We start from the raw sequence: 22,596 nt of genomic DNA on the forward strand, positions 1-22,596 counted from the left end.
CTCGAACTGGACGAGCGGCGTAAAACTGTTCTCTGCAGAACAAAAACAAGGAGAACTGCAATGCGCCAACTGTCCGCCACACTGGCCCTGTGGGCCGCACTTACCGCCTGTGCGCAGGCTGCCGAGCCCATCACCCTCGGCCTCAACTACCCGCGCACCGGACCATACAAGGAGGAGGGATTGGCGCAGATGCGTGGAGCCCTGCTGGCCATCGATGAAATCAACGCCGCTGGTGGCGTGCTGGGTAGACCTTTGCGCCTGTCCAGCAAGGACACTGCCTCACGTCCGGCCAAGGCAGAGAAGAACGTCGACAAGCTGGCCGCCGAGGGTGCGGCGATGCTCTTCGGTGGCTCCTCCAGTGCGGTCGCCATCGCCGCAGGCAAGCGCGCCAAGCAGCACGGTCTGCTGTACTTCGGCACCCTCACCTACTCCAATGACACCACGGGCAAGGATGGCCACCGCTACATGTTCCGCGAGTGCAACAACGCCTGGATGAGCGCCCGGGTGCTCGGCCAATACCTGAGCAAGACCCTGCCGAACAAGCGCTACTTCTATGTCACCTCCGACTACACCTGGGGCCACACCACCGAGGCCTCGCTGCGTCAGGCCACCGCCACCGACAATACCGCCCAGCACACCAGCGTGCGCATCCCCTTCCCAGGTGCGCGCCTGGCTGACTATCAGGACGCGCTGACCCAGGCCGCCGCCAGCAACGCCGAGATCCTCGCCCTGGTGCTGTTCGGCGAAGATCTGGTTCGCGCCATGCGCATCGCCAAGGACCTGGGCCTGACCGAACGCATGCAGATCGTCGCGCCGAACCTGACCCAGAGCATGGTCGAACAGGCCGGTCCCAACCTGATGCAGGGCGTGATTGGCACCGAACCCTGGACCTGGCGTGTCCCGGCGCTGGAAAAATCCGCTCGTGGCGAAGCCTTCGTCGAAGCCTTCAAGACCCGCTACGAGATGTACCCATCCAGTTCTGCCGCATCGGCCTACAGCATCGTCCAGCAATGGGCCGACGCCGCCACGCGAGCCAAGAGCCTCGACAGCGAAGCGCTGATCAAGGCGCTGGAAGGCCACACCTACACCTTGCTCAAGGACGAGCAGCAATGGCGTACCTTCGACCACCAGAACCTGCAGACGGTCTACGCGGTCAAGGTCAAGCCGCGCGACGAGGTGCTCAAGGACCCGCTCAAGCAGGACTACTTCGAAATCGTCGACCGCCTCGATGCCAGCAGCGCGCTGCCCAACCTCGCCGAGTGGCAGGCCGAACGCCGCGCCGGCGACCAACCCCTGACCTTGCAATGAGATGCCATGGACTTCGAACTCAGTGATGAACAACGTCTGTTGACCGACAGCGCCCGCGCCTTCGCTGCGCGGGAGCTGACGCCCCACGCTGCCGAGTGGGATCGCGAGCAGCACTTCCCTGTCGAAGTGATTCGCCGCGCAGCCGAACAGGGCTACCTGGCTCTGTATCTACGCGAAGAAGATGGCGGCCTGGGCCTGTCCAGGCTCTCCAGCTCACTGATTTTCGAACAACTGGCGGCGGGCTGCGTGGCCACCACCGCCTACCTGACCATCCACAACATGGCCACCTGGATGCTCGCCAGCTTCGCCGACCAGGCGCTGAAGGATGCCTGGTTGCCGGGACTGATCAACGGCCAGTTGCTGGCCTCCTACTGCCTGACCGAACCGGACGCCGGCTCCGACGCTGCCAACCTGAGAACCCGCGCGCGGCGCGACGGCGACGACTACGTGATCGACGGCAGCAAGTGCTTCATTTCCGGTGCGGGAAGCACGCAGGTACTGATCGTCATGGCGCGTACAGGCGAGAATGGTGCCAAGGGTGTTTCCTGCTTTCTGGTACCTGCCGATGCGCCCGGCGTGCGCTACGGACGTAACGAGGACAAGATGGGCTGGAAAGCGCAGCCGACACGCACCATCAGCTTCGAAGGTGTGCGCATTCCTGCCAGCCACCGCATCGGCCCGGAAGGTGAAGGCTTCGTCTACGCCATGAAGGGCCTCGATGGCGGGCGCATCAATATCGCCAGTTGCTCGCTCGGTGCGGCCCAGGCAGCGCTGGAGCAGAGCCTGCGCTACGTGGAAGAACGCAAGCAGTTCGGCAAGGCGCTCAGCGAGTTCCAGGCCCTGCAATTCAAGCTGGCCGACATGCTCACCGCCCTGACCGCCAGCCGGCAGATGGTGCGCCTGGCTGCGCACAAGCTCGATCTGGGGCATGGCGAAGCCAGCCTGTACTGCGCCATGGCCAAGCGCTTCGCCACCGACCAGTGCTTCGACCTGTGCAACGAAGCGCTGCAACTGCACGGTGGCTACGGCTATCTGAATGACTATCCGCTGGAACGCTGGGTACGCGACGCCCGCGTGCACCAGATACTGGAAGGCACCAACGAAATCATGCGGGTGATCGTCGCCCGCCGCCTGCTCCTGCAGGGCGGCATGCTCGATCGCCTGCTGTAGTAACCACGATAGGTAGGAACGCGCGCTGTTCGCGAGCAGAGCTCGCTCCTACTGCAATGATCCGTATCGAGGACGACCATGAGTACAGCCATCGAAACCTATAAATCCGGCATCTTCGACCTGACCCACAAACTCACCGTGGAAAAGCACGGCCACACCGCGCTGATCACTATCAACCATCCACCGGCCAACACCTGGGACCGCGACTCGCTGATCGGTCTCAAGCAGGTGGTCGAGCATCTCAACCGTGACGATGAGGTCTACGCCCTGGTGGTAACCGGTCAGGGGCCGAAGTTCTTTTCCGCCGGTGCCGACCTGAACATGTTCGCCGATGGCGACAAGGCCCGTGCCCGCGAGATGGCCCGACGCTTCGGCGAGGCCTTCGAGACCCTGCGCGATTTCCGCGGCGTGTCCATCGCCGCGATCAACGGCTACGCCATGGGCGGCGGCCTGGAGTGCGCGCTGGCCTGCGATATCCGCATCGCCGAACGCCAGGCACAGATGGCCTTGCCGGAAGCCTCCGTGGGCCTGTTGCCCTGCGCCGGTGGCACCCAGGCCCTGCCCTGGCTGGTAGGCGAAGGCTGGGCCAAGCGCATGATCCTCTGCGGCGAACGCATCGACGCCGAAACCGCCCTGCGCATCGGCCTGGTCGAGCAGGTGGTGGACACTGGCGAAGCACGCGGCACAGCCCTGCTGCTGGCATCCAAGGTGGCGCGGCAAAGCCCAGTGGCGGTACGTACCATCAAGCCGCTGATCCAGGGTGCCCGTGAGCGTGGCTCCAACACCTGGTTGCCGGAGGAACGCGAGCGCTTCGTCGACCTGTTCGATGCCGACGACACCCGCGAAGGGGTCAACGCCTTTCTGGAAAAACGCGACCCGCAGTGGCGCAACAAATGATCCGCGGCATCGTAGGGTGCGCCGTGCGCACCGCAATCGGCCAGGCCCGTAGGGTGGACGTCGCCTTTTACGTCCACCACAAACCCTCACGGTGGATGGATGAAGCGCCATCCACCCTACGCAGGGAGCCCCTATGAACCTGCAATTCGAAGCCCGTAGGGTGGACGTCGCCTTTTACGTCCACCACAAACCCTCACGGTGGATGAATGAAGCGTCATCCACCCTACGCAGGGAGCCCCTATGAACCTGCAATTCGAAGAACGCCCCAGCCTGCACGGCTACCGCATCGGCATCGCCAGCCTGGACGCGGAAAAGAGCCTCAACGCCCTCTCCCTGCCGATGATCGAAGCACTCGACGAACGCCTGAAGGCCTGGGCAGAAGACTCGACCATCGCCTGCGTGATGCTGCGCGGCAACGGCACCAAGGCCTTCTGTGCCGGCGGCGATGTGGTGCAGTTGGTCAATCAGTGTCGCGAACAGCCAGGCGAAGTACCGGCCCTGGCACGACGTTTCTTCGCCGACGAATATCGGCTCGACCATCGTATTCACACCTACCCCAAGCCCTTCATCTGCTGGGCCCATGGTCACGTGCTGGGTGGCGGCATGGGCCTGATGCAGGGCGCCGGCATCCGCATCGTCACCCCGAGCAGCCGACTGGGCATGCCGGAAATCAATATCGGCCTGTACCCGGATGTCGGCGGTAGCTGGTTCCTCGCCCGCCTGCCGGGTCGCCTGGGTCTGTTCCTTGGGCTCACTGCTGCGAGCATCAATGCCCGCGATGCGCTGGACCTGAACCTGGCCGACCGCTGCCTGCGCGATGACCAGCAAGAGGCACTGCTCGAAGGTCTGGTGCAGCTGAACTGGCGCGAACAAGCCGACCTGCAACTGCACAGCCTGCTACGGGCGCTGGAGAACGAGGCACGCAGTGAGCTGCCGGCAGCCCAATGGTTGCCGCGCCGCGAACGTATCGATGAGCTGCTCGACGTCGCCGACCTGCCGGCTGCCGTACACGCGCTCAAGGCACTGCAAGCGGATGACGACGCACTGCTCGCCCGCGCTGCCAAGACCCTGGCCAATGGCTGCCCGCTGACGGCGCACCTGGTCTGGCAGCAGATACGCCGCGCCCGCCACCTGTCGCTGGCCGAGGTGTTTCGCATGGAATACGCCATGAGCCTGAACTGCTGCCGCCACCCGGAATTCCCCGAAGGCGTGCGCGCCCGCCTGATCGACAAAGATCAAACACCGCATTGGCACTGGCCGGACGTGGCCGCAATCCCAGACGCCGTGGTCGAAGCTCACTTCGCATCGGCCTGGGAAGGCGAACATCCGTTGGCGGATCTGTAAGCGCGGGTCGGTGCGCACGGCGCACCCTACATATAGCCCGGATGCACTCCGGGAGAGCTCACACGCAATCCTCGAACAATGACAATCGATGCGCGAAGCGCCCAATAGAAAGGAAAGCTGCCATGACCCAAACCGCCTTTATCGGCCTCGGCCACATGGGCCTGCCGATGGCCCGCAACCTGCTCAGGGCGGGCTATCCGCTGACAGTCTTCGACCTGGTGCGCAGCGCCGTCGACACCCTGGCTGGCGAAGGTGCCGTGGCGGCCGATAGCGCCACCGACGCCATCGATCAGGCACAGGTAGTGATCAGCATGTTGCCGGCCAGCCGTCATGTGGAAGGCTTGTACCTGGGCGATGAAGGCCTGCTTGCGCGGCTGCCCGCCGGCACGCTGGTGATCGAGTGCTCGACCATCGCCCCGGAGTCCGCGCGCAAGGTGCACGCCGCCGCCCGCGAGCGCGGCATCGCTCTGCTCGATGCGCCGGTCTCCGGCGGCACCGGCGGTGCAGCAGCCGCCACCCTGACCTTCATGGTGGGTGGTGAAGCCGAAACGCTGGAGAAAGCCAGACCGCTACTCGCCGCCATGGGCAAGAACATCTTCCACGCCGGCCCCGAGGGCGCCGGCCAGGTGGCCAAGGTGTGCAACAACCAGGTGCTCGCCGTGCAGATGATCGCCACCGCCGAAGCCATGGCCATGGGCGTCGCCAACGGCCTGGAGCCGGCCGTGCTGGCCGAGATCATGCGGCAGAGCTCCGGCGGCAACTGGACGCTGGAGAAGTACAACCCCTGGCCCGGCGTGATGGAAAACGCCCCTGCATCGAAAGGCTACAGCGGCGGTTTCATGGCCGAACTGATGGCCAAGGACCTCGGCCTGGCCCAGGAAACTGCCAGCCACAGCGGCAACAGCACACCGATGGGCGCCCTGGCGCTGCAGCTGTACCGCCTGCTGCTCAAGCAGGGCAAGGGCAAGCAAGACTTCTCGGTGGTGCAGCAACTGTTCGTGGAATAGCGTCTACAGCCAGTTCGCCTATATGCACAGTCGCACCGCCGCCGTAGGGTGCGCCGCGCGCACCGGGGCTTTTCCCGATAGGCCGGTGCGCATGGCGCACCCTACACGGAGCCTAACGCAGGGTCAGGCCGAACGCCTCGTCGCTGAAGTCGAAACAGTTGAGGAAGCGGCGAATCTCCAGCAGGTTGCCGTCGACCTTCACATCGCCGAGCAGCGCGCCCTTGACCAGGCCACCCTCACCGGTCAGCAGGGTTTCCATGAAGCGCTTGTCCATGCTCAGGCGCAACTCGGTGCCTTCGGGAATGCCTCTGTGCAGTTGCGCGACGCCGCGCCGGACCTCCAGCGCCCATTGCTCGTCCACGTCGGGGAAGCTGAAGCCCAGGGTCAACTCGACATCGCCGGCCTTTTCCGGGTCGATACGAGTCACCCAGTTCTGCAGGAAGCTCTGCGGGGTGAAGCTGCGCACCATGTCCGGCGAAAGGAACACCTTGCGCATCTCCACCGAGCGCTGGCGGATGACGTCGCCGTCGAGCTTGCCCTCCAGCTCCATGGCGCTCATCAGGTACCAGTTGCGCCAGTTGATGTTCATGCTGGCATAGCCCAGTTTGCGGAAGCTGCGCGCCTTGATCTCGCGCGCCAGCGCATCTTCGTGGTCGACGCGAATGGCATAGCCGGACAATTCGGCAGCCCACTGGTAGTCGCCCTTGAGGTAGGCATTGCCGGCTTCCAGCAGCAGTTTTTCACGGCCGCCGGCGAGGGCGATCAGGCGCTCGGCCTGCTGCAGTGGCGGCGTCGGATCAAGGTCCACCGGGTCACCCTGGAACCAGCCCAGGTAACCGTTGTAGATCTGCCGCACGCTGTGCTTCACCGTGCCGTAGTACTCGCGCAGGTAGGGCGTGTAGCCGGCCAGATGCGGCGGCAGTTTGACCTTCTCCACCAACTCATCGGGCGTCAGTCCCTTGTTCATCCAACGCACGGTCTGGTCGTGAATGTAGGCGATGCCATCGCGGGTCATGCGCAGCACTTCCTCGACCTTGTCCTGGCCGCTGACGGGCCGACCATGCAGCGGCACCATATGCTCGGCCTGGTAGGCGCGCAGCTTGTCCAGGCTCTCGACCCACTGCACCGGATCGCGGAACTTGGTGCCGCGCAGCGTGTGGATGTTCGGCAGTGTCGGGCCCTGATCAACCTCGGCGCTGATCAGCACACGGTTGGCCGGCAGATACAGAGTGATCTCGTCCGGCGCCTCGCTCGGCACGTGTAAAAACTGCACATCGAGGCCGGCGATAGTGGTGTCCAGGCGCTCGTCAAAGGTCACGGTTGGCGCGATGAAGGACGACGGCTCGGGCCTGACCAACGGGCCGATGCCACCGTTCATACCCTCCTGATCGCTGGCCGGCAGGAAGGAACCGAAGCTGTACGCCGAACGCACGCCGAGAATCGGTCCGACCAGCGCGCCCTGCGCCACCACATTCTGCAACAGGGTCTCATGGGCGAAGATCTGCACCTCGCCGCGCTCCACCTGCTCGCGGCTGACGAACGCCTGCACACCGTTGATGTGATCCGGATGAAAGTGGGTGTAGACCACCGCCTTGACCGGCTTGTCGGTGAGCTTGCGGAACTCGGCCATGATCTTGCGCGACTCGCTGACCGACTCGCCGGTGTCGACGATGATCAATCCCTGCGGCGCCTCGATCATCACCACGTTGCCCAATTGCCAGCCGACCGCCGAATAGACGTTGTCGGCGACGCGGTAGAGCTGCTGGGCGAACACCTTGGTGTGGGCAGCCAGTTCGGCGTTGATACTGGCCTCGATACGCTCGGCTGGCAGCTCGGCATAGGCGCTCAATGGCAGGGCGGCGGCCAGCAACAGGCCGCTGAAGCGAGAGAATGGGCTCATGGTGTTGGAAGGTCTTGTTGTTGGAGTACTGGCAGGTTGGCAAAGGCCGACCGATAATTCCAATGCATTCGAATAGAAAAACCAATGCAGGAAGCGCATGAACGACCTACGCCAGCTCCGCCACTTCGTCGCCCTCGCCGAACATCAACATTTCGCCCGCGCGGCAGCGGCCGTGCACCTCAGCCAGCCGGCGCTTAGCCGCAGCATCCAGGCACTGGAAAGCCAGCTCGGCTGCACCCTGGTGGACCGCCACAGCCGTGGCGTCAACCTCACCGCCCATGGCCGCCTGGTGCTGGAGCACGCACGCCGCCTGCTTGCCGGTAGCCTGGCGCTGAGCAATGCGGTCAATCAGCTGGGCAATCTGGAGGCCGGCGAACTGCGCCTAGGCGCCGGCCCCTACCCGGCCGCGCGCCTGATACCGCAGGCGCTCGGGCAGTTGTTGCAGCGTTATCCGCGGGTGCAGGTGAAACTGGACATCGCCAACTGGCTGGAACTGCGCGACAGCCTGCTGGACTCGGCCATCGAGCTGTTCGTCGCCGATATCCGCGAATTGCAGGACGACACTCAGTTGCACATCGAACCACTGCGCGTGCACGAGGGCGTGCTGTTCTGCCGCCCGGCTCATCCGCTGCTGCAGCGGCGCAACCTGCAGCTGCGTGACCTGCTCGACTTTCCCCTCGCCGGCACACAGCTGCCAGAGGTGGTCGAGCGCAGCCTGGGTCAGGCCAGCGGGCGAGCGCAACCGTTGAGCGTGCAATGCGACAATTTCCTGGTGCTCAAGCGCCTGGTGGCCGACAGCGATGTGCTGAGCATGGCGCCCTGGGACGTGATCGCCGACGAACTTCACAGCGGTCAGCTTGCTCTGCTACCACTGTTGCCCCAGGGCCTGCATCAGCATTCGGCCTATGGCCTGGTCAGCCGCGCAGGCCACAGCCTGTCGCCAGCGGCGCAGGCCATGGTTACAGCGATTCGCCTGGTGGATGAACAGACGCCGCGCGCCGGGCACGCGGCGGATTGAGAGAGGCTTACCAGCGCCGCTCGCCGCTACGACGATGTTCGTTATTGCTGCGCCCGTTGGAGAAACGATGCTGCGTGTTGCGGCCTGCCTCCCAGCCGCGCTGAATCTGCCCGCCGCGATGCTCCTGACGACGCTGGTCGCGGCGATAGTCATGTCGCGGCTGCTGGTGCTTGTAGCTGTCGCGATAACCGCGATCGTAACCGTAGTGATGACGCGGCGGCGGCGCCGGTACGTAGCGCGGAGGAGCCGGGTAGTAATTATGCCGACGCTCCTCGTAGTAGTAGCGTGGCGGCGGGTAGTAATCGCGCCGGTAACCGTCGTGGTAACGGTAGCCATGGCCGTTGTGATAACCACGGTCGTAGCCATCGCCATAAACGGCGCAACCGGAAAGCATCAAGAGCAGGGCGGAAAACAGCATCTTGTAGGGCATGGCGGCCTCCTGTGACCGCTGGGACGACGCCGACCGATGTCGGCCTCCGGGATGGTGATCCCTGAGGCATCAGACAGCGCCGCCCGCAACAGGTGCGATTCATTTCGTCGGCTGTGACCGACGGCGCAAAACCACAAGCGCACAGGACAATCGGCCTGTCGCTGGCATGGCATTCGCTTGCCCAGCGTCGCGGAAAGCCGATCCATGCACAGGATCATCAGTGGTAGCGAATCGTAATGGCCGACTAGGGTTCCGGCTCGTCAAACGGCGAGTGGCTGGTCCGAGAGTGGGCGACCTCATGCAGCGGCGGGAAGCCGCGGGGTTACACGGCGGGACAAAAGCCCGGGAGAACGCGCAGCCAGGCTGCCGGCTTTCCCGCTTTCGTCCATGACCCGAGGTTTCCATGTCCATTCGCTCCCTGCTCACCGTCCTGCTCTGCGCCTGCCTGCTTGGCGCTCCGACAGCCCAGGCCGCGCCTAAAACCTTCAAGCTGTGCTGGTCGATATTCGCCGGCTGGATGCCCTGGGGCTACGCCGCCGAACAGGGCATCGTGAAGAAGTGGGCGGACAAGTACGGCATTGACATTCAGGTGCAGGAAGTGCCGGATTATGTCGCATCCATCGAGCGCTACACCGCCGGCCAGTTTGACGCCTGCAGCATGACCAACATGGACGCCCTGACCATTCCCGCTGCTGCCGGCAAGGACAGCACCGCGCTGATCATCGGCGATTTCTCGAACGGCGCCGACGCCCTACTGCTGCGTGGCAGCGGCAAGAGAATCCAGGACCTGAAAGGCAAAAGCGTGCTGCTGGTGGAGAACTCGGTCTCGCACTACCTGCTCAGCCGTGCACTGGAGTGGGCCCTGCTCGATGAAAGCGACGTGACCATCATCAACGTCTCCGACACCGAAATCGCTGATGCCTTCCTCGCCGGCAAGGGCGACGCGGTGATTACCTGGAACCCGATCCTCTCCGAGATTCGGCGCAAGGCCGAGGTCAGCCAGGTGTTCAGCTCCAATCTGATTCCCGGCGAAATCCTCGACCTCACCGTGGTCAGCAGTCAGACCCTGGCTCAGCATCCGGAATTCGGCCGCGCACTGACCGGCGCCTGGTTCGAGACCCAGCGCCTGCTCGGCCTGCCTACCCCGGCCGGTCGTGAAGCCCGGGCCAGAATGGCAGCCGCCGCCGGCACCACCGCGGAAGATTTCGACGCCCAGTTGGGCACCCTGCGCTCGTTCTACTCACCGCGCACCGCGCTGAACTTCGCGCGTACCGGCAAGCTGCCGGACCTCATGCAACGGGTCGCGCGCTTTGCCGATGCGCATGGCCTGCTGGGCAAGAGCGGCATGGGCCTGACCAATCTGGGTATGGAATTCAGCGGTGAAAAGCCGCTTGGCAACCCGCAACGCATTCTGCTGCGCTTCAACCATCGCTATATGGAGCTGGCAGCCGAAGGGGCGCTGTAACGCCCCATCGCACAGCAAACCGATCACAGGCCGCACCAATAACGCGCACCTGCTGCAGCAAGCAGCGGCGAAAACCCCGAGATAGAAGCCTCGACTAGCTGGCACGATGTTCGCTACGGACCCAGCGTGCAGGAACACCCCGGCTCGCCGGGATCGCGGCACCACAATTTGCCAATAGCCGGCTAGGGTTCCGGCTCGCCACAGGCGAGCGACTGGTCCGAGAGCTAGCGACCTCCAGCGAGGTTACACGGCGGGACAAAAGCCCGGGAGAACGCGCCCCATCCGTGGGGACCGCCGCGAACTCCTGCCCGCCCCTGTCAAACTGGAGGTTCATCATGGGTACGCCCCACTCGCATCAGCGGCAACCAGCCGTCCCCCCCAAAGGCCCGAAACCAGCGCGCTCTTGCGCTTGCTAGCTGCGCACGCATTTCGTTCCAGGCCCGACGAGGACTATCCATGCGCCTGATCAACCGCCACCCGGATCGCAGCAGCCGCCTGCTGCTGATCCTGCTGCCTTTCGCCCTGCTGCTGTTCGTCTATTTCAGCGCCTCGACCAGCCGCCTGGCCGAGAACCCCAACGACAAGCTGCTACCCAGCGCCAGCCAGATGGTCGATGCCATCGACCGCCTGGCCTTCAGCGAAGACAAACGCAGCGGCCAATACCTGTTCTGGCAGGACACCGCTTCCAGCCTGCAGCGCCTGGGCCTCGGCCTCGGTATCGCCGCGCTGCTGGGCCTGGTGCTGGGCATCGCCGCCGGTAGCGTGCCACTGTTCGGCGCGCCGTTGTCGCCGCTGCTCACGGTGCTGTCGATGATTCCGCCGCTGGCGATCCTGCCGATTCTGTTCATCGTCTTCGGCCTCGGCGAGCTGTCCAAGGTGATGCTGATCGTCATCGGCATCACTCCCTGCATCGCTCGTGACATCGAACAGCGCGCCCGTGAAATCCCCGGCGAACTGCTGATCAAGGCACAGACCCTGGGCGCCAACTCCTGGACGTTGATCCTGCGCCTGGTGCTGCCGCAACTGATGCCACGCCTGCTGATCTCGCTGCGCCTGATGCTCGGTTCGGCCTGGCTGTTTCTGATCGCCGCCGAGGCCATCGCATCGACCGATGGCCTCGGTTACCGCATCTTCCTGGTACGTCGCTACATGGCCATGGACGTGATCCTGCCCTACGTCGTATGGATCACCCTGCTGGCCTGGCTGATGGATCTGGGCCTGCGCCAGGTGCTGCGCCTGTGCTTCCCCTGGCATGAAGGAGGCAAGGCATGACCCTGTTCAGCCAACACATCGTCCCGCTGAGTGAACCTGCCATGAGCGACTCCCGCACGGCTACCAGCTTGTCGCCAAGCGCCTTCATCGAGGCGCGCAACCTGTGGCAGGAATACGGCGACCTGGTGGTGCTCGAACGCCTCAACCTCAAGGTCAACGAGGGTGAGTTCTGCACCCTGGTCGGCGCCTCCGGCTGCGGCAAATCCACCTTCCTGCGCATGCTGCTCGGCCAGGAACGCCCGAGCCGTGGCGAGCTATTGCTGAGCGGCCAGGCGCTGCCCAACGAACCCGATCCGAGCCGTGGCGTGGTGTTCCAGCGCTACTCGGTATTCCCCCATCTGAGCGTGCTGGACAACGTCGCTCTGGGCCTGGAGCTGCCGAAATCGAAGCTGCTGGGACGGTTGTTCGGCGCGGCCAAACGCGAGGCCCGCGAGCGCGCCGCGGAAATCCTCACCAAGGTCGGCCTCGGCCATGCCCTGAACAAATACCCCAGCGCGCTCTCCGGTGGCATGCAGCAACGCCTGGCCATCGCCCAGGCACTGGTGATGCAACCACGAATGCTGCTGCTCGACGAGCCGTTCGGCGCGCTCGACCCCGGCATTCGCAAGGATATGCACGCGCTGCTGCTGGAGCTGTGGCAGGAAACCCGCCTGACCGTGTTCATGGTCACCCACGACCTGCCCGAAGGCTTCAGCCTCGGTACCCGTCTGCTGGTGTTCGACAAGGTTCGCCACGACCCGCAGGCGCCCAACGCCTATGGCGCGCGCATCACCTACGACATCCCGCTGAACGAAGCGCGCCGGGCGCAGGCGCAATTGCCCAACGAGCTGGCCGAGCGTATCTCCGCTCGCAACGAACGGTAGCCCGGATGAAATCCGGGGATCACCGGCATATTTTCCCCGGATTGCATCCGGGCTACGGACCTGAGATGTAGCGTATCTCGGCGTATTCGGTGCGCGCGGCGCACCCTACGACGCGCAAACCGCGCGAGATCCCGTAGGGTGCGCCGTGCGCACCAACTCTACAGTGACACCATCGCGGCTCAAGCCCCTCCCACGAATCGACCGGAACCAAACCGTGGGAGGCGCTTCAGCGGCGAGCTTTTCAGCGGTGAATCAGACGGTCACCGTCTGACTAACTCAACACTTCCAGATACCGCGACAGCGTTTCGCCTTCCGCAGCGAACCAGCGCTGCGCCTCGTCAGTACAAGGCGTGGCCAGGTCCGCGCGCCAGTCCGGCTCCAGCGTATCGATGATGAAAGTCCGCACCACCGCACGGCCATCCGGGCGTTGCAGGTGCTGACAGACGCGCCCCGCTCCAGGCAGCTCGAAGCCTTCCAGCGAGACGCTCTGCCCCACCCGCGCCGGCAAGGTGGACAGCGCCACCTGATAACGTCCCTGCTGATCGGCGTAGGCCAGCGAGGTCTCGCAGTCGAACAGCGCGGCCAGCGCACGACCATCACCACGCGCCAGCTCGGCTCGCTCGCGCAGTTGCAGGGCTGATTCGCCAAGATCCGCTCCCCGCCCCTGCACCCAACCAAGCTGCTCGCCACAGAGAATCAGGCCGCCACCGCGCTGCAACACCTCGCCGCTTTCAGCGTCGCATTCCTCCAGCAGCCGCAGGCCAATCAACGGCCCGCTGCTAGCCTGCAAACGCCAGTCCTCGACATAGGCGCCACTGGTGCCGAACTCGATCATGCAGTTGCCGGTGCGCTGCAACTGCGCCGGCTCCGGCCAGCGGTTGTGCAGTTGCAGGGACACGCCACCGTGCCAACTCAGATAGCCGTTCTCCCAGACGCTGTCGGCCGCCCAACCTTCATGATTGGCAAGCTGATGCAACTCGGCGGCGCCGTAGTCCTGCCAGGCCCGTACCGGCAGCGCGGGCGCATCCGGCAAGCGCAGATCGATGGTGAAGGTGCGGCTTTGCAGCCAATGCACCTGGGTACGCTCGTCGCTGCGGCCATCGGCAAAGCTGATGGTGCGGCGGCGAAAGTGCCCGAGCATCCAGTCCGGCACACCACCTTCGGCGCGTTGTGGGTAACGTGCAGCCAATTCCAGCAGGTTCATGCCGTCACCTCCCGGCGGCCTTGACCAAAGCTGGACAAACCCGCCGCGCCATCCGGCAATTTCAGCGAGCCGTCCTCCAGGCGCTCGCGCAGGTAGCGGAAGGTCTGCGCGGTCTGCGCGAACAGGTGATCGCCACAACTCACCGGCGCATACGCACGCTCACCACGGGCTGGCAGGCCGGCAATCGGCGCGATGCGCGTCGGGTAGTCGCAGGCGCAGAACAGCGGGAAGGCGAAACGCTCTTCGCTGACCTTGCGCACGCGGTGCGAGGTGGCGACGAAATGGCCGTTGCTGAGCACTTCGAGCATGTCGCCAATATTGATCACGAAGGCGTCCTCCAGCAGCGGCACGTCGATCCACTGCCCGTCGCCGTTGAGCACCTGCAAGCCTTCAGCGGTGGGTAGAAGAATGGTGAAGCACTCGTAGTCGGTGTGCGCGCCGATACCGGGACGATCGGCCACCGGGTCGGGATCGAGCGGGTAATGGATCATGCGCAGCTGGCTGGTGGGTTGCCGGGTGATTCCGGCGAAGGTGTCTTCGGCCAGCCCCAGCGCCAGGGCGAAGCCACGAAACAGCGTGTCACCCAGCGCCAGCGCCGCCCGGTAATAAGCGCCCACCTCTCGTTTGAAGTCCGCCGAGTCCGGCCACTGCGTCGGCCCCAGCAGCGGATAGACCTGAGCCGCCTCGGTGTAGTCGTAATTGACGTCGTAGGCTTCCTTCAGGTCCTTGCTGCCGCCGACGAACTGCTCCTCGCCTTCCGGCACATAACCGCTGTGGTTGCTCGACTGGCCGATATAGAAGCGCATCTTCTCTTCCAGCGGGCGGGCGAAGAAACTGCGCGCCTGCTGGATCAACCCGTCGCGCAGATCACGCGAAATGCCGTGCCCGGTGATCTGCAGAAAGCCGACCTCGCGAGCCGCGCGGCCCAGCTCATCGGCAACGCGCTGACGCTGGGCAGGGTCGTCGGCATACAGGCCGGCAACGTCGATAAGAGGAATGGAGGTGAAATGGGTATGCGCCATGGCAATCTCCCTTGAACAAGTGAGTTACCTGGTCGTCCAGACGAGCAGCGGGTCGGGTCGTCCCGAGGGCAGCAGCAAGGCCGTCCCTGCAGCAGGATCGATAGCGATTTCCATGCCACCGCCATAATGCCGCCAAGCTGCGATGCCACGGGCCGAATCGCCCCCGAACGGTGCAATGAACGCTACTCAGGCCCCATCAGGCAGCACGCAAACCGCAAACAGCATCGCCAGAGCGCCCAGCCACGGGCTTCGGCGAGCTGGCACGCTATTCGCTACTGCCTGAGTGTGCAGGTTTCAACCGGGTTTTCCCGGAATCGCGGCACCACAATTTGCGAAATGGATGACTAGGGTTCCGACTTGCCTGGCAAGTGCTGGTCCGAGAGTCATCGACCTCCAGTGAGGTTACACGGCGGGATAAAAGCCCGGGAGAACGCGCCTTTCGAACGACTCGAAACGTGCCGCGACTCCTGCCCGTACTCACCAAGACTGGAGGTTCCAAATGCGCAAGTACCGTCTGTTCTCCTTCGCCGCTGCCGGTCTGGCCGCGGTGCTCAGCTTCAGCGCTCACGCCGAGAAGAAAGACAGCTTCAGCGTCTGCTGGACGCTCTACGCCGGCTGGATGCCCTGGGGCCATGCCAGCACCTCCGGCATCATCGACAAATGGGCGAAGAAATACGGCATCGACATCGATGTCGTGCAGCTCAACGACTACGTCGAATCCATCAACCAGTACAGCGTCGGCCAGTTCGACGGCTGCACCATGACCAACATGGACGCCCTGACCATCCCCGCCGCGGGTGGTGTGGACAGCACAGCGCTGATCGTCGGCGATTACTCCAATGGCAACGACGGCCTGCTGATCAAGGGCGAGGGCAAGACCCTGGCCGACATCAAAGGCATGCAGGTCAACCTGGTGGAGCTGTCGGTCTCCCACTACTTCCTCGCCCGAGCGCTGGAGTCGGCAGGCATGAGCGAGCGCGACGTGACGGTGGTGAACACTTCCGACGCCGACATCATCGCTGCCTACACCACCCCCAGCGTGCAGGCTGCCGCCACCTGGAACCCGATGCTCGCCGAGATTGTCGCCCAGCCCGGCAGCACCCAGGTCTTCGACTCTTCGAAGATCCCCGGTGAAATCCTCGACATGATGGTGGTCAACACCCAGACCCTGAAGGACAACCCGGACTTCGGCAAAGCCCTGGTCGGCGCCTGGTTCGAGATTCTCGAGCTGATGCAGTCCGGCACGCCCGAAGCCACCGAAGCCCTGACCGAAATGGCCAAGGCCTCCGGCACCGACCTGGCCGGCTACCAGGCGCAACTGGCGACCACCAAGCTGTTCTACACACCGAAGCAAACCCTGGACTTCGTCACCAGCCCGGCCCTGCCCGAGACCATGACCAAGGTCGCCAACTTCAGCTTCGAGCACGGCATCCTCGGCGAAGGCGCGCGCAGCGCTGATGCCATCGGCATGACCTTCGCGGGCGACGTGACGACCGGCGACAGCGCCAACATCAAGCTGCGCTTCGACCCGAGCTACATACAGATGGCCGTCGACGGCAAGCTCTGACGGGCAACTCTAAAAACTACCTGCGTTGCCATCACTGCCTCGCCAACGTTTTTAGAGCCGCCCTAAACCGTATCGCAACGATGATCAGGCGCCCCTGGCGGCGCCTGACGACCAGGCTTTGATCCCGAGGTACCCATGACCACTGCCCTTACCCTGCGCCCGACTTTGTACGAAGAGACCGTACCCGGCGGCGGCCACACCTCCTTCATCCTCAAGCGTGGCCAGTTGCTGCGCATCACCGATATCGAAGGCGGCGCCAACGTCAGCATGCTGCTGTTCAACGCCACTGAGAAAAGCGAGCGCCTGAACCTGCCCGACACCCTCAAGTGCCAGCACACCGCCAAGCTCACCGCCGGCCACTGCCTGTACTCGGACATGGGCAAGGTGCTGGCGGCGATCACCGCCGATACCTGCGGCTGGCACGACAGCTTCGGCGGCGTAATGAATGCCGATGAAGTGCTGGAGAAATACGGCCAGGGCCGCTACCAGGAACTGCGCAACGGCTTCTTCCGCAACGGCATGGACAACCTGCTGGTGGAAATGGGCAAGTGGGACCTGAACCTGCTCGACCTGCTGATGAACCTCAACCTGTTCAGCCGCGTGGACGTCGATGCCGACGGTGCCTTCCGCTTCCAACCTGGCAACAGCACAGCCGGCGACTACATCGAGCTGTACGCGCCGATGGACTGCCTGGTGGTGCTCACCGCTCTGCAGCACCCGATGGACCCCAACCCGCAGTACGCACCCAAGCCGGTGCAACTGACCTGGAGCAAGGTCGACAGCGACGGCATCACCGTGCTCTGCCGCACCTCGCGCCCTGAGAACGGCCGGGGCTTCCACAACACCGAACGCCAGTACATTTGAGGATGCCGACATGAGCCTGACCGCAAGCAACCTGCATCCCGAAACCGCCAGCTTCCGCCATACCATCCCGGCGGGCGAACCCTACCTGTTCGAGGTCAAGGCCGGGCAGACCCTGCGCCTGCATGACCTCGAAGGCAACCAGGCGATCGACACCCTGTTCTTCGCCGCACGCAACCCACGTGAACGCTTCGACCCGCAGCGCACCCTGCGCAAGCAGAACAACGTCTACCTGACCACCGGCACGGTGCTCTACTCCAACCTCGGCAACCCGCTGCTGACCATCGTCGCCGACACCTGCGGTCGCCACGACACCCTCGGCGGCGCCTGCGCGCAGGAGAGCAACACCGTGCGCTACGCGCTGGACAAACGCTACATGCACAGCTGCCGCGATAACTTCCTGCGCGCCAGCCTGCACGACGGCCGCCTGAGCAAGCGCGACATCGGCGCCAACATCAACTTCTTCATGAACGTGCCGGTAACGCCGGAGGGCGGCCTGACCTTCGAGGACGGCATCTCCGCGCCCGGCAAATACGTGGAGCTGCGCGCCGAGACCGACGTCATCGTGCTGATCTCCAACTGCCCGCAACTGAACAACCCGTGCAACGGCTGGAACCCGACGCCAGCCGAGGTCTTGGTGTGGGATTGATCGCTCCCCGTAGGAAGGGCCGGGCGGCGTTCCGCTTCAGCCGCGACAGCCATGTAAAAGCTCGCGGCTAAAGCCCCTCCTACAGCAGTAGCCCGGATCGCATCCAGGCTGTGGGGTCCGCAAGACCTGTAGGAGCCAGCTTGCTGGCGATGCTTTTACGCACCCCAGGATCGCTATCTCGTAGGGTGGATGTCGCTTTCTACATCCACCGGCTCCGCCGGTTCGCGGCTGAAGCGGAACGACACCCGGCCGCGCCTACACAGGCAACACGCATCACCAGAATTTTCTGCCACGGACGACCGTGGCACATGACGAATGACGGCGGGACGGCCCGCCACCTTATACGAGGCAGGAGCAAAGCGTCGCGAGCGAACATCAGGCAAGGCGGCAGCCAGTGAGAAAGCGGAGTTTGCTGGAGCAAATGAGCATTTCGAACTGGCTGCCAACGCAGCATGGTGGAGCGCAGCAGCTTTGAACTGTCTCGGGAGCGGATATGTTCGAGAAACTATTGATCGCCAACCGTGGCGCCATCGCCTGCCGCATCCTGCGCACCCTGCGTGAGCTGAACGTCGGTGGCGTGGCCGTGTACTCCGAAGCCGACGCCGCCAGCCTGCATATCCAGCAGGCCGACGAGGCCTTCTCCCTAGGCGAAGGCCCGGCTGCGCAGACCTACCTGGTGGTCGAGAAAATTCTCGACGTCGCCAAGCGCAGCGGCGCCCGGGCCATCCACCCCGGCTACGGCTTTCTCTCCGAGAACGCCGCCTTTGCCGAAGCCTGCGAAGCCGCCGGCATCGCCTTCGTCGGCCCGACGCCCGAGCAACTGCGCGTGTTCGGCCTCAAGCACACTGCCCGCGCCCTGGCCAAGCAGCACGGCGTGCCGATGCTCGAAGGCACCGAGTTGCTGGAAAACCTCGACGCCGCACTCGAGGCCGGCGAACAGGTCGGCTACCCGGTGATGCTGAAAAGTACCGCCGGCGGCGGTGGCATCGGCATGCGCGTATGCCGCTCGGCAGCAGAACTGAGCGACGCCTTCGAGGCCGTCAAGCGCCTGGGCCAGAACAACTTCAGCGACAGCGGCGTGTTCATCGAGAAATACATCCAGCGCGCCCGCCACCTGGAAGTGCAAGTGTTCGGCGACGGCCAGGGCGAAGTGCTTGCCCTCGGCGTGCGCGACTGCTCGGTGCAGCGGCGCAACCAGAAGGTGCTGGAAGAGACCCCGGCACCCAACCTGCCGGCCGGCATGGCGGATGAGCTGTGCGCAGCGGCGATCAAGCTGGCCAAGGCCGTGAGTTACCGCAGCGCCGGCACCGTCGAATTCGTTTACGACAGCGAGGCCGAGCGCTTCTACTTCCTCGAAGTGAACACCCGCCTGCAGGTCGAGCACGGCGTCACCGAACAGGTGTGGGGCGTCGACCTGGTTCGCTGGATGATCGAGCTGGCTGCCGGCGATCTGCCGCCACTGAGCGAACTGGCCGCACCCCTCAAACCCTGCGGCCACGCCATCCAGGCGCGGCTGTACGCCGAAGACCCGGGCCGCGACTTCCAGCCCAGCCCCGGCTTGCTCACCGCCGTGCAATTTCCTGAAGCCGACGGCAAGGCCCTGCGTATCGACACCTGGGTCGAAGCCGGCTGCGAGATTCCGCCCTACTTCGACCCGATGATCGCCAAGCTGATCACCTGGCAGCCAACCCGCGAACAGGCCAGTGCGGCTCTGGACAAAGCCCTGGCCGAAACCGTGCTGTACGGCGTGGAATGCAACCGCGACTACCTGCGCCAGATTCTCAGCGATGCGCCTTTCGCCAGTGGTCACCCCTGGACACGCTGCCTGGAGAATCTCGTCTACCAGGCGACCACCTTCGAGGTGCTCAGCGCCGGTACCCAGACCAGCGTGCAGGACTTCCCTGGCCGACTCAGCTACTGGGCGGTCGGCGTACCGCCATCAGGCCCGATGGACGACCGCGCCCTGCGCCTGGGCAACCGCCTGCTCGGTAACGAAGAAGGCGCCGCCGCGCTGGAAATCACCATGAGCGGCCCGCTGCTGCGCTTCAACTGCGACGCCGTGGTCGCCGTCACTGGCGCCGAGATTCCGCTGGCCGTCGATGGCGTGGAACAACCGATGAACACCGCCCTGCTGATCGCAGCCGGCAGCACCCTGGCCCTCGGCACCATTGCCGGGTCCGGCGCACGTAGCTACCTGAGCATCCGTGGCGGCATCCAGGTGCCGGAGTACCTGGGCAGCAAAAGCACCTTCACCCTCGGCCAGTTCGGTGGCCACGGCGGCCGTGCCCTGCGTGCCGGCGACGTGCTGCACCTGCTGCCGCTCACCAACCGCGAGGCCGGCGCGCAACTGCCCGCCGAACTCTGCCCGGCCCTGCCGGCCGTGCGCGAACTGCGCGTGATCTACGGCCCGCACGGCGCGCCGGAATACTTCACGCCCGCCTATGTCGACAGCTTCCTTGCCACCGACTGGGAAGTGCACTTCAACTCCAGCCGCACCGGCGTGCGCCTGATCGGCCCGAAACCGGAATGGGTACGTGACAGCGGCGGCGAAGCCGGCCTGCACCCGTCCAACATCCACGACAACCCCTACGCCATCGGCGCGGTGGACTTCACCGGTGACATGCCGGTGATCCTCGGCCCGGACGGCCCCAGCCTCGGCGGTTTCGTCTGCCTGGTGACCATCATCGAGGCCGACCTGTGGCAGCTCGGCCAACTCAAGGCCGGCGACAAGGTGCGCTTCGTGCCGGTGGATGTCGTCACCGCGCGGGAGTTGGCCAAGGCGCGTAATGCAGAGGTCAGCACGCTTGTCTCCCCTGTCCCATTTATGGGAGACGACTGCATGGATGCAGGAGGTAGGGCGACGCAGGACGCTCAAGCCGAGGGGTCGGGGGAGAGGGTTCTTGAAAACACCCAAAGCCCCTCTCCCCAGCCCTCTCCCGCAAGCGGGAGAGGGAGCCGTTCGGTATTGGCTTCCCCCATCGTCCTCGACATCGGCCACGCCGACACCCGCCTGGTCGCGCGCCTGTCCGGCGACACCCACCTGCTGCTGGAAATCGGCGCGCCGGAACTCGACCTGGTGCTGCGCTTCCGTGGCCATGCGCTGATGCAGGCGCTTCAGGCCAAGCAGCTCGACGGCGTGATCGACCTGACGCCGGGCATCCGCTCGCTGCAGGTGCACTACCAACCGGAAACCCTGCCCCTGCAGACACTGCTCGATATCGTCGCCGGCGAATGGGATGCCGTCTGCGCCGCGCGCGATCTGAAGGTGCCGTCGCGCATCGTCCACCTGCCGCTGTCCTGGGACGACCCGGCCTGCCAGTTGGCCATCGACAAGTACATGACCACCGTGCGCAAGGACGCCCCCTGGTGCCCGAGCAACCTGGAGTTCATCCGCCGTATCAACGATCTGCCAAATCTCGAAGAGGTGTACCGCACGGTGTTCGACGCCAGCTACCTGGTCATGGGCCTGGGCGACGTCTACCTCGGCGCGCCGGTGGCCACCCCGCTCGACCCACGCCATCGCCTGGTCACCACCAAGTACAACCCGGCGCGCACCTGGACGGCGGAAAACTCGGTCGGCATCGGCGGCGCCTACATGTGCGTGTACGGCATGGAAGGCCCAGGCGGCTACCAGTTCGTCGGTCGTACCCTGCAGATGTGGAACCGCTACCGCGCGGTCGAGGCCTTCGACGGCAAGCCCTGGCTGCTGCGCTTCTTCGACCAGATTCGCTTCTACCCGGTGAGTGCCGACGAACTGCTGCGCATCCGCCGCGACTTCCCGCTCGGCCGCTACCCGCTACGCATCGAACACAGCGAACTGGCCCTGGCCGACTACCAGCAGTTTCTCGATGACGAGGCGGAAGGCATCGACGCCTTCCGCCAGCAGCAGCGTGCCGCCTTCGATGCCGAGCGCCAGCGCTGGATCGACAGCGGCCAGGCGCATTTCGAAGTCGAGGAAGTGGCCGCCGAACTCGGCGATGACGCCCCGCTGGCAGCCGGCCAACACGGCATCGAAAGCCATATCGCCGGCAACCTCTGGCAGGTGCAGGTCGAAGCCGGCGCGCAGGTGCAGGCTGGCGATGTGCTGGTGATCCTCGAGTCGATGAAGATGGAAATCCCGCTCACCGCACCGATAGCCGGCACCGTGCGCGAAGTGCGTGTGCAGCCGGGTTCGCCCGTACGTGCCGGACAGCGCGTGGTCGTACTGGAAGAAGCCTGAAAAGCTCGCCGCTGAAGCGCCTCCCACAGGGCCTCACCAGCCCTTGTGGGAGGGGCTTTAGCCGCGACAGCGTCCGCCCGAGCAAGGTAGCGCGTGGTGGTGCTGGAAGAAGCCTGAAAAACTCGCCGCTGAAGCGCCTCCCACGGGCCCTGACCAACCCTTGTGGGAGGGGCGTCAGCCGCGACAGCGCCCGCCCGAGCAAGGCAGCGCGTGGTGGTGCTGGAAGAAGCCTGAAAAGCTCGCCGCTGAAGCGCCTCCCACGGGCCCTGACCAACCCTTGTGGGAGGGGCTTTAGCCGCGACAGCGTCCGCCCGAGCAAGGCAGCGCGTGGTGATGCTGGAAGAAGCCTGAAAAACTCGCCGCTGAAGCGCCTCCCACGGGCCCTGACCAACCCTTGTGG

General features: G+C 64.7%; 17 protein-coding genes and 3 riboswitches. Of the genes, 13 read left to right on the forward strand and 4 right to left on the reverse strand.

Annotation, left to right across the window (positions count from 1 at the left end):
* The first annotated feature begins 60 nt into the window (after positions 1-60).
* The 5 genes from INS93_RS15155 to mmsB all read left to right on the forward strand — a co-directional run bounded on the left by INS93_RS15155 (position 61) and on the right by mmsB (position 5,726).
* Entirely contained in the window at positions 61-1,308 is a 1,248-nt protein-coding gene (locus INS93_RS15155) for an ABC transporter substrate-binding protein (protein ID WP_192983481.1), read from the forward strand.
* A 6-nt stretch (positions 1,309-1,314) separates the two neighbouring features.
* Positions 1,315-2,478 (forward strand): acyl-CoA dehydrogenase family protein, encoded by a 1,164-nt coding sequence (locus INS93_RS15160; protein ID WP_192983484.1) that lies wholly within the window; start codon positions 1,315-1,317, stop codon positions 2,476-2,478.
* A gap of 78 nt (positions 2,479-2,556) precedes the next feature.
* Positions 2,557-3,375 carry an enoyl-CoA hydratase gene (locus INS93_RS15165; RefSeq protein WP_160020579.1) on the forward strand — a complete coding sequence of 273 codons (819 nt, stop codon included), beginning with the start codon at positions 2,557-2,559 and terminating at the stop codon, positions 3,373-3,375.
* Positions 3,376-3,615: 240 nt separating this feature from the next.
* Positions 3,616-4,719, forward strand: coding sequence for an enoyl-CoA hydratase/isomerase family protein (locus tag INS93_RS15170; protein ID WP_192983486.1), 1,104 nt, complete (start codon positions 3,616-3,618; stop codon positions 4,717-4,719).
* Between the two features lie 122 nt (positions 4,720-4,841).
* A complete protein-coding gene (gene mmsB, locus INS93_RS15175) occupies positions 4,842-5,726 on the forward strand; it encodes a 3-hydroxyisobutyrate dehydrogenase (protein ID WP_192983489.1) in 885 nt (294 codons plus the stop codon).
* A 112-nt stretch (positions 5,727-5,838) separates the two neighbouring features.
* Here mmsB and INS93_RS15180 read toward each other — a convergent pair whose 3' ends face one another.
* A complete protein-coding gene (locus INS93_RS15180) occupies positions 5,839-7,626 on the reverse strand; it encodes an alkyl/aryl-sulfatase (RefSeq protein WP_160020582.1) in 1,788 nt (595 codons plus the stop codon).
* Between the two features lie 97 nt (positions 7,627-7,723).
* Here INS93_RS15180 and INS93_RS15185 point away from each other — a divergent pair, with 97 nt between their 5' ends.
* Positions 7,724-8,644, forward strand: coding sequence for a LysR family transcriptional regulator (locus INS93_RS15185; protein WP_192983492.1), 921 nt, complete (start codon positions 7,724-7,726; stop codon positions 8,642-8,644).
* Positions 8,645-8,651: 7 nt separating this feature from the next.
* Here the strand turns inward: INS93_RS15185 and INS93_RS15190 are convergent, their stop codons facing one another.
* Positions 8,652-9,074, reverse strand: coding sequence for a hypothetical protein (locus INS93_RS15190; RefSeq protein WP_192983495.1), 423 nt, complete (start codon positions 9,072-9,074; stop codon positions 8,652-8,654).
* A 233-nt stretch (positions 9,075-9,307) separates the two neighbouring features.
* A riboswitch (guanidine-I (ykkC/yxkD leader) is annotated at positions 9,308-9,425 on the forward strand.
* A gap of 52 nt (positions 9,426-9,477) precedes the next feature.
* On the opposite strand from INS93_RS15190, the gene INS93_RS15195 reads away from it, so the two are divergent.
* The 3 genes from INS93_RS15195 to INS93_RS15205 all read left to right on the forward strand — a co-directional run bounded on the left by INS93_RS15195 (position 9,478) and on the right by INS93_RS15205 (position 12,674).
* The gene (locus tag INS93_RS15195) at positions 9,478-10,539 is read left to right on the forward strand and encodes a putative urea ABC transporter substrate-binding protein (protein ID WP_192983497.1); all 1,062 of its coding nucleotides are present in this window, start codon (positions 9,478-9,480) and stop codon (positions 10,537-10,539) included.
* 171 nt (positions 10,540-10,710) lie between these two features.
* Positions 10,711-10,811: riboswitch (guanidine-I (ykkC/yxkD leader) on the forward strand.
* 184 nt (positions 10,812-10,995) lie between these two features.
* Positions 10,996-11,811: an ABC transporter permease gene (locus INS93_RS15200; RefSeq protein ID WP_108234276.1), complete on the forward strand. Its 816-nt coding sequence runs from the start codon at positions 10,996-10,998 to the stop codon at positions 11,809-11,811.
* Positions 11,812-11,852: 41 nt separating this feature from the next.
* Positions 11,853-12,674, forward strand: coding sequence for an ABC transporter ATP-binding protein (locus INS93_RS15205; protein ID WP_192983815.1), 822 nt, complete (start codon positions 11,853-11,855; stop codon positions 12,672-12,674).
* A 271-nt stretch (positions 12,675-12,945) separates the two neighbouring features.
* On the opposite strand, the gene INS93_RS15210 is transcribed toward INS93_RS15205, so the two are convergent.
* Together INS93_RS15210 and INS93_RS15215 are read right to left on the reverse strand one after the other, a co-directional pair.
* On the reverse strand, positions 12,946-13,878 hold the full coding sequence (locus tag INS93_RS15210; RefSeq protein ID WP_192983500.1) for a hypothetical protein: 933 nt from the start codon (positions 13,876-13,878) through the stop codon (positions 12,946-12,948).
* The gene (locus INS93_RS15215; protein WP_192983503.1) at positions 13,875-14,900 is read right to left on the reverse strand and encodes an isopenicillin N synthase family dioxygenase; all 1,026 of its coding nucleotides are present in this window, start codon (positions 14,898-14,900) and stop codon (positions 13,875-13,877) included. Before INS93_RS15215 ends, INS93_RS15210 begins: the two co-directional genes overlap by 4 nt.
* A gap of 333 nt (positions 14,901-15,233) precedes the next feature.
* Positions 15,234-15,331, forward strand: a riboswitch (guanidine-I (ykkC/yxkD leader).
* Between the two features lie 68 nt (positions 15,332-15,399).
* On the opposite strand from INS93_RS15215, the gene INS93_RS15220 reads away from it, so the two are divergent.
* The 4 genes from INS93_RS15220 to uca all read left to right on the forward strand — a co-directional run bounded on the left by INS93_RS15220 (position 15,400) and on the right by uca (position 22,196).
* Positions 15,400-16,467 (forward strand): putative urea ABC transporter substrate-binding protein, encoded by a 1,068-nt coding sequence (locus tag INS93_RS15220; protein ID WP_192983505.1) that lies wholly within the window; start codon positions 15,400-15,402, stop codon positions 16,465-16,467.
* A gap of 135 nt (positions 16,468-16,602) precedes the next feature.
* Positions 16,603-17,331: an urea amidolyase associated protein UAAP1 gene (locus INS93_RS15225; RefSeq protein WP_192983508.1), complete on the forward strand. Its 729-nt coding sequence runs from the start codon at positions 16,603-16,605 to the stop codon at positions 17,329-17,331.
* Between the two features lie 10 nt (positions 17,332-17,341).
* Positions 17,342-17,977: an urea amidolyase associated protein UAAP2 gene (locus INS93_RS15230; RefSeq protein ID WP_192983511.1), complete on the forward strand. Its 636-nt coding sequence runs from the start codon at positions 17,342-17,344 to the stop codon at positions 17,975-17,977.
* A 493-nt stretch (positions 17,978-18,470) separates the two neighbouring features.
* Positions 18,471-22,196 (forward strand): urea carboxylase, encoded by a 3,726-nt coding sequence (uca, locus tag INS93_RS15235; RefSeq protein WP_192983513.1) that lies wholly within the window; start codon positions 18,471-18,473, stop codon positions 22,194-22,196.
* Positions 22,197-22,596: the final 400 nt, after the last annotated feature.

This window comes from Pseudomonas sp. EggHat1 (assembly GCF_014892995.1).
Taxonomy (GTDB): Bacteria; Pseudomonadota; Gammaproteobacteria; order Pseudomonadales; family Pseudomonadaceae; genus Aquipseudomonas; species Aquipseudomonas chaetocerotis.

Excerpts from the sequence above, each read along its gene's own strand:
- INS93_RS15155 (WP_192983481.1), top strand. The coding sequence starts at position 61 with ATGCGCCAACTGTCCGCCACACTGGCCCTGTGGGCCGCACTTACCGCC.
- INS93_RS15160 (WP_192983484.1), top strand. The coding sequence starts at position 1,315 with ATGGACTTCGAACTCAGTGATGAACAACGTCTGTTGACCGACAGCGCC.
- INS93_RS15165 (WP_160020579.1), top strand. The coding sequence starts at position 2,557 with ATGAGTACAGCCATCGAAACCTATAAATCCGGCATCTTCGACCTGACC.
- INS93_RS15170 (WP_192983486.1), top strand. The coding sequence starts at position 3,616 with ATGAACCTGCAATTCGAAGAACGCCCCAGCCTGCACGGCTACCGCATC.
- mmsB (WP_192983489.1), top strand. The coding sequence starts at position 4,842 with ATGACCCAAACCGCCTTTATCGGCCTCGGCCACATGGGCCTGCCGATG.
- INS93_RS15180 (WP_160020582.1), bottom strand. The coding sequence starts at position 7,626 with ATGAGCCCATTCTCTCGCTTCAGCGGCCTGTTGCTGGCCGCCGCCCTG.
- INS93_RS15185 (WP_192983492.1), top strand. The coding sequence starts at position 7,724 with ATGAACGACCTACGCCAGCTCCGCCACTTCGTCGCCCTCGCCGAACAT.
- INS93_RS15190 (WP_192983495.1), bottom strand. The coding sequence starts at position 9,074 with ATGCCCTACAAGATGCTGTTTTCCGCCCTGCTCTTGATGCTTTCCGGT.
- INS93_RS15195 (WP_192983497.1), top strand. The coding sequence starts at position 9,478 with ATGTCCATTCGCTCCCTGCTCACCGTCCTGCTCTGCGCCTGCCTGCTT.
- INS93_RS15200 (WP_108234276.1), top strand. The coding sequence starts at position 10,996 with ATGCGCCTGATCAACCGCCACCCGGATCGCAGCAGCCGCCTGCTGCTG.
- INS93_RS15205 (WP_192983815.1), top strand. The coding sequence starts at position 11,853 with ATGAGCGACTCCCGCACGGCTACCAGCTTGTCGCCAAGCGCCTTCATC.
- INS93_RS15210 (WP_192983500.1), bottom strand. The coding sequence starts at position 13,878 with ATGAACCTGCTGGAATTGGCTGCACGTTACCCACAACGCGCCGAAGGT.
- INS93_RS15215 (WP_192983503.1), bottom strand. The coding sequence starts at position 14,900 with ATGGCGCATACCCATTTCACCTCCATTCCTCTTATCGACGTTGCCGGC.
- INS93_RS15220 (WP_192983505.1), top strand. The coding sequence starts at position 15,400 with ATGCGCAAGTACCGTCTGTTCTCCTTCGCCGCTGCCGGTCTGGCCGCG.
- INS93_RS15225 (WP_192983508.1), top strand. The coding sequence starts at position 16,603 with ATGACCACTGCCCTTACCCTGCGCCCGACTTTGTACGAAGAGACCGTA.
- INS93_RS15230 (WP_192983511.1), top strand. The coding sequence starts at position 17,342 with ATGAGCCTGACCGCAAGCAACCTGCATCCCGAAACCGCCAGCTTCCGC.
- uca (WP_192983513.1), top strand. The coding sequence starts at position 18,471 with ATGTTCGAGAAACTATTGATCGCCAACCGTGGCGCCATCGCCTGCCGC.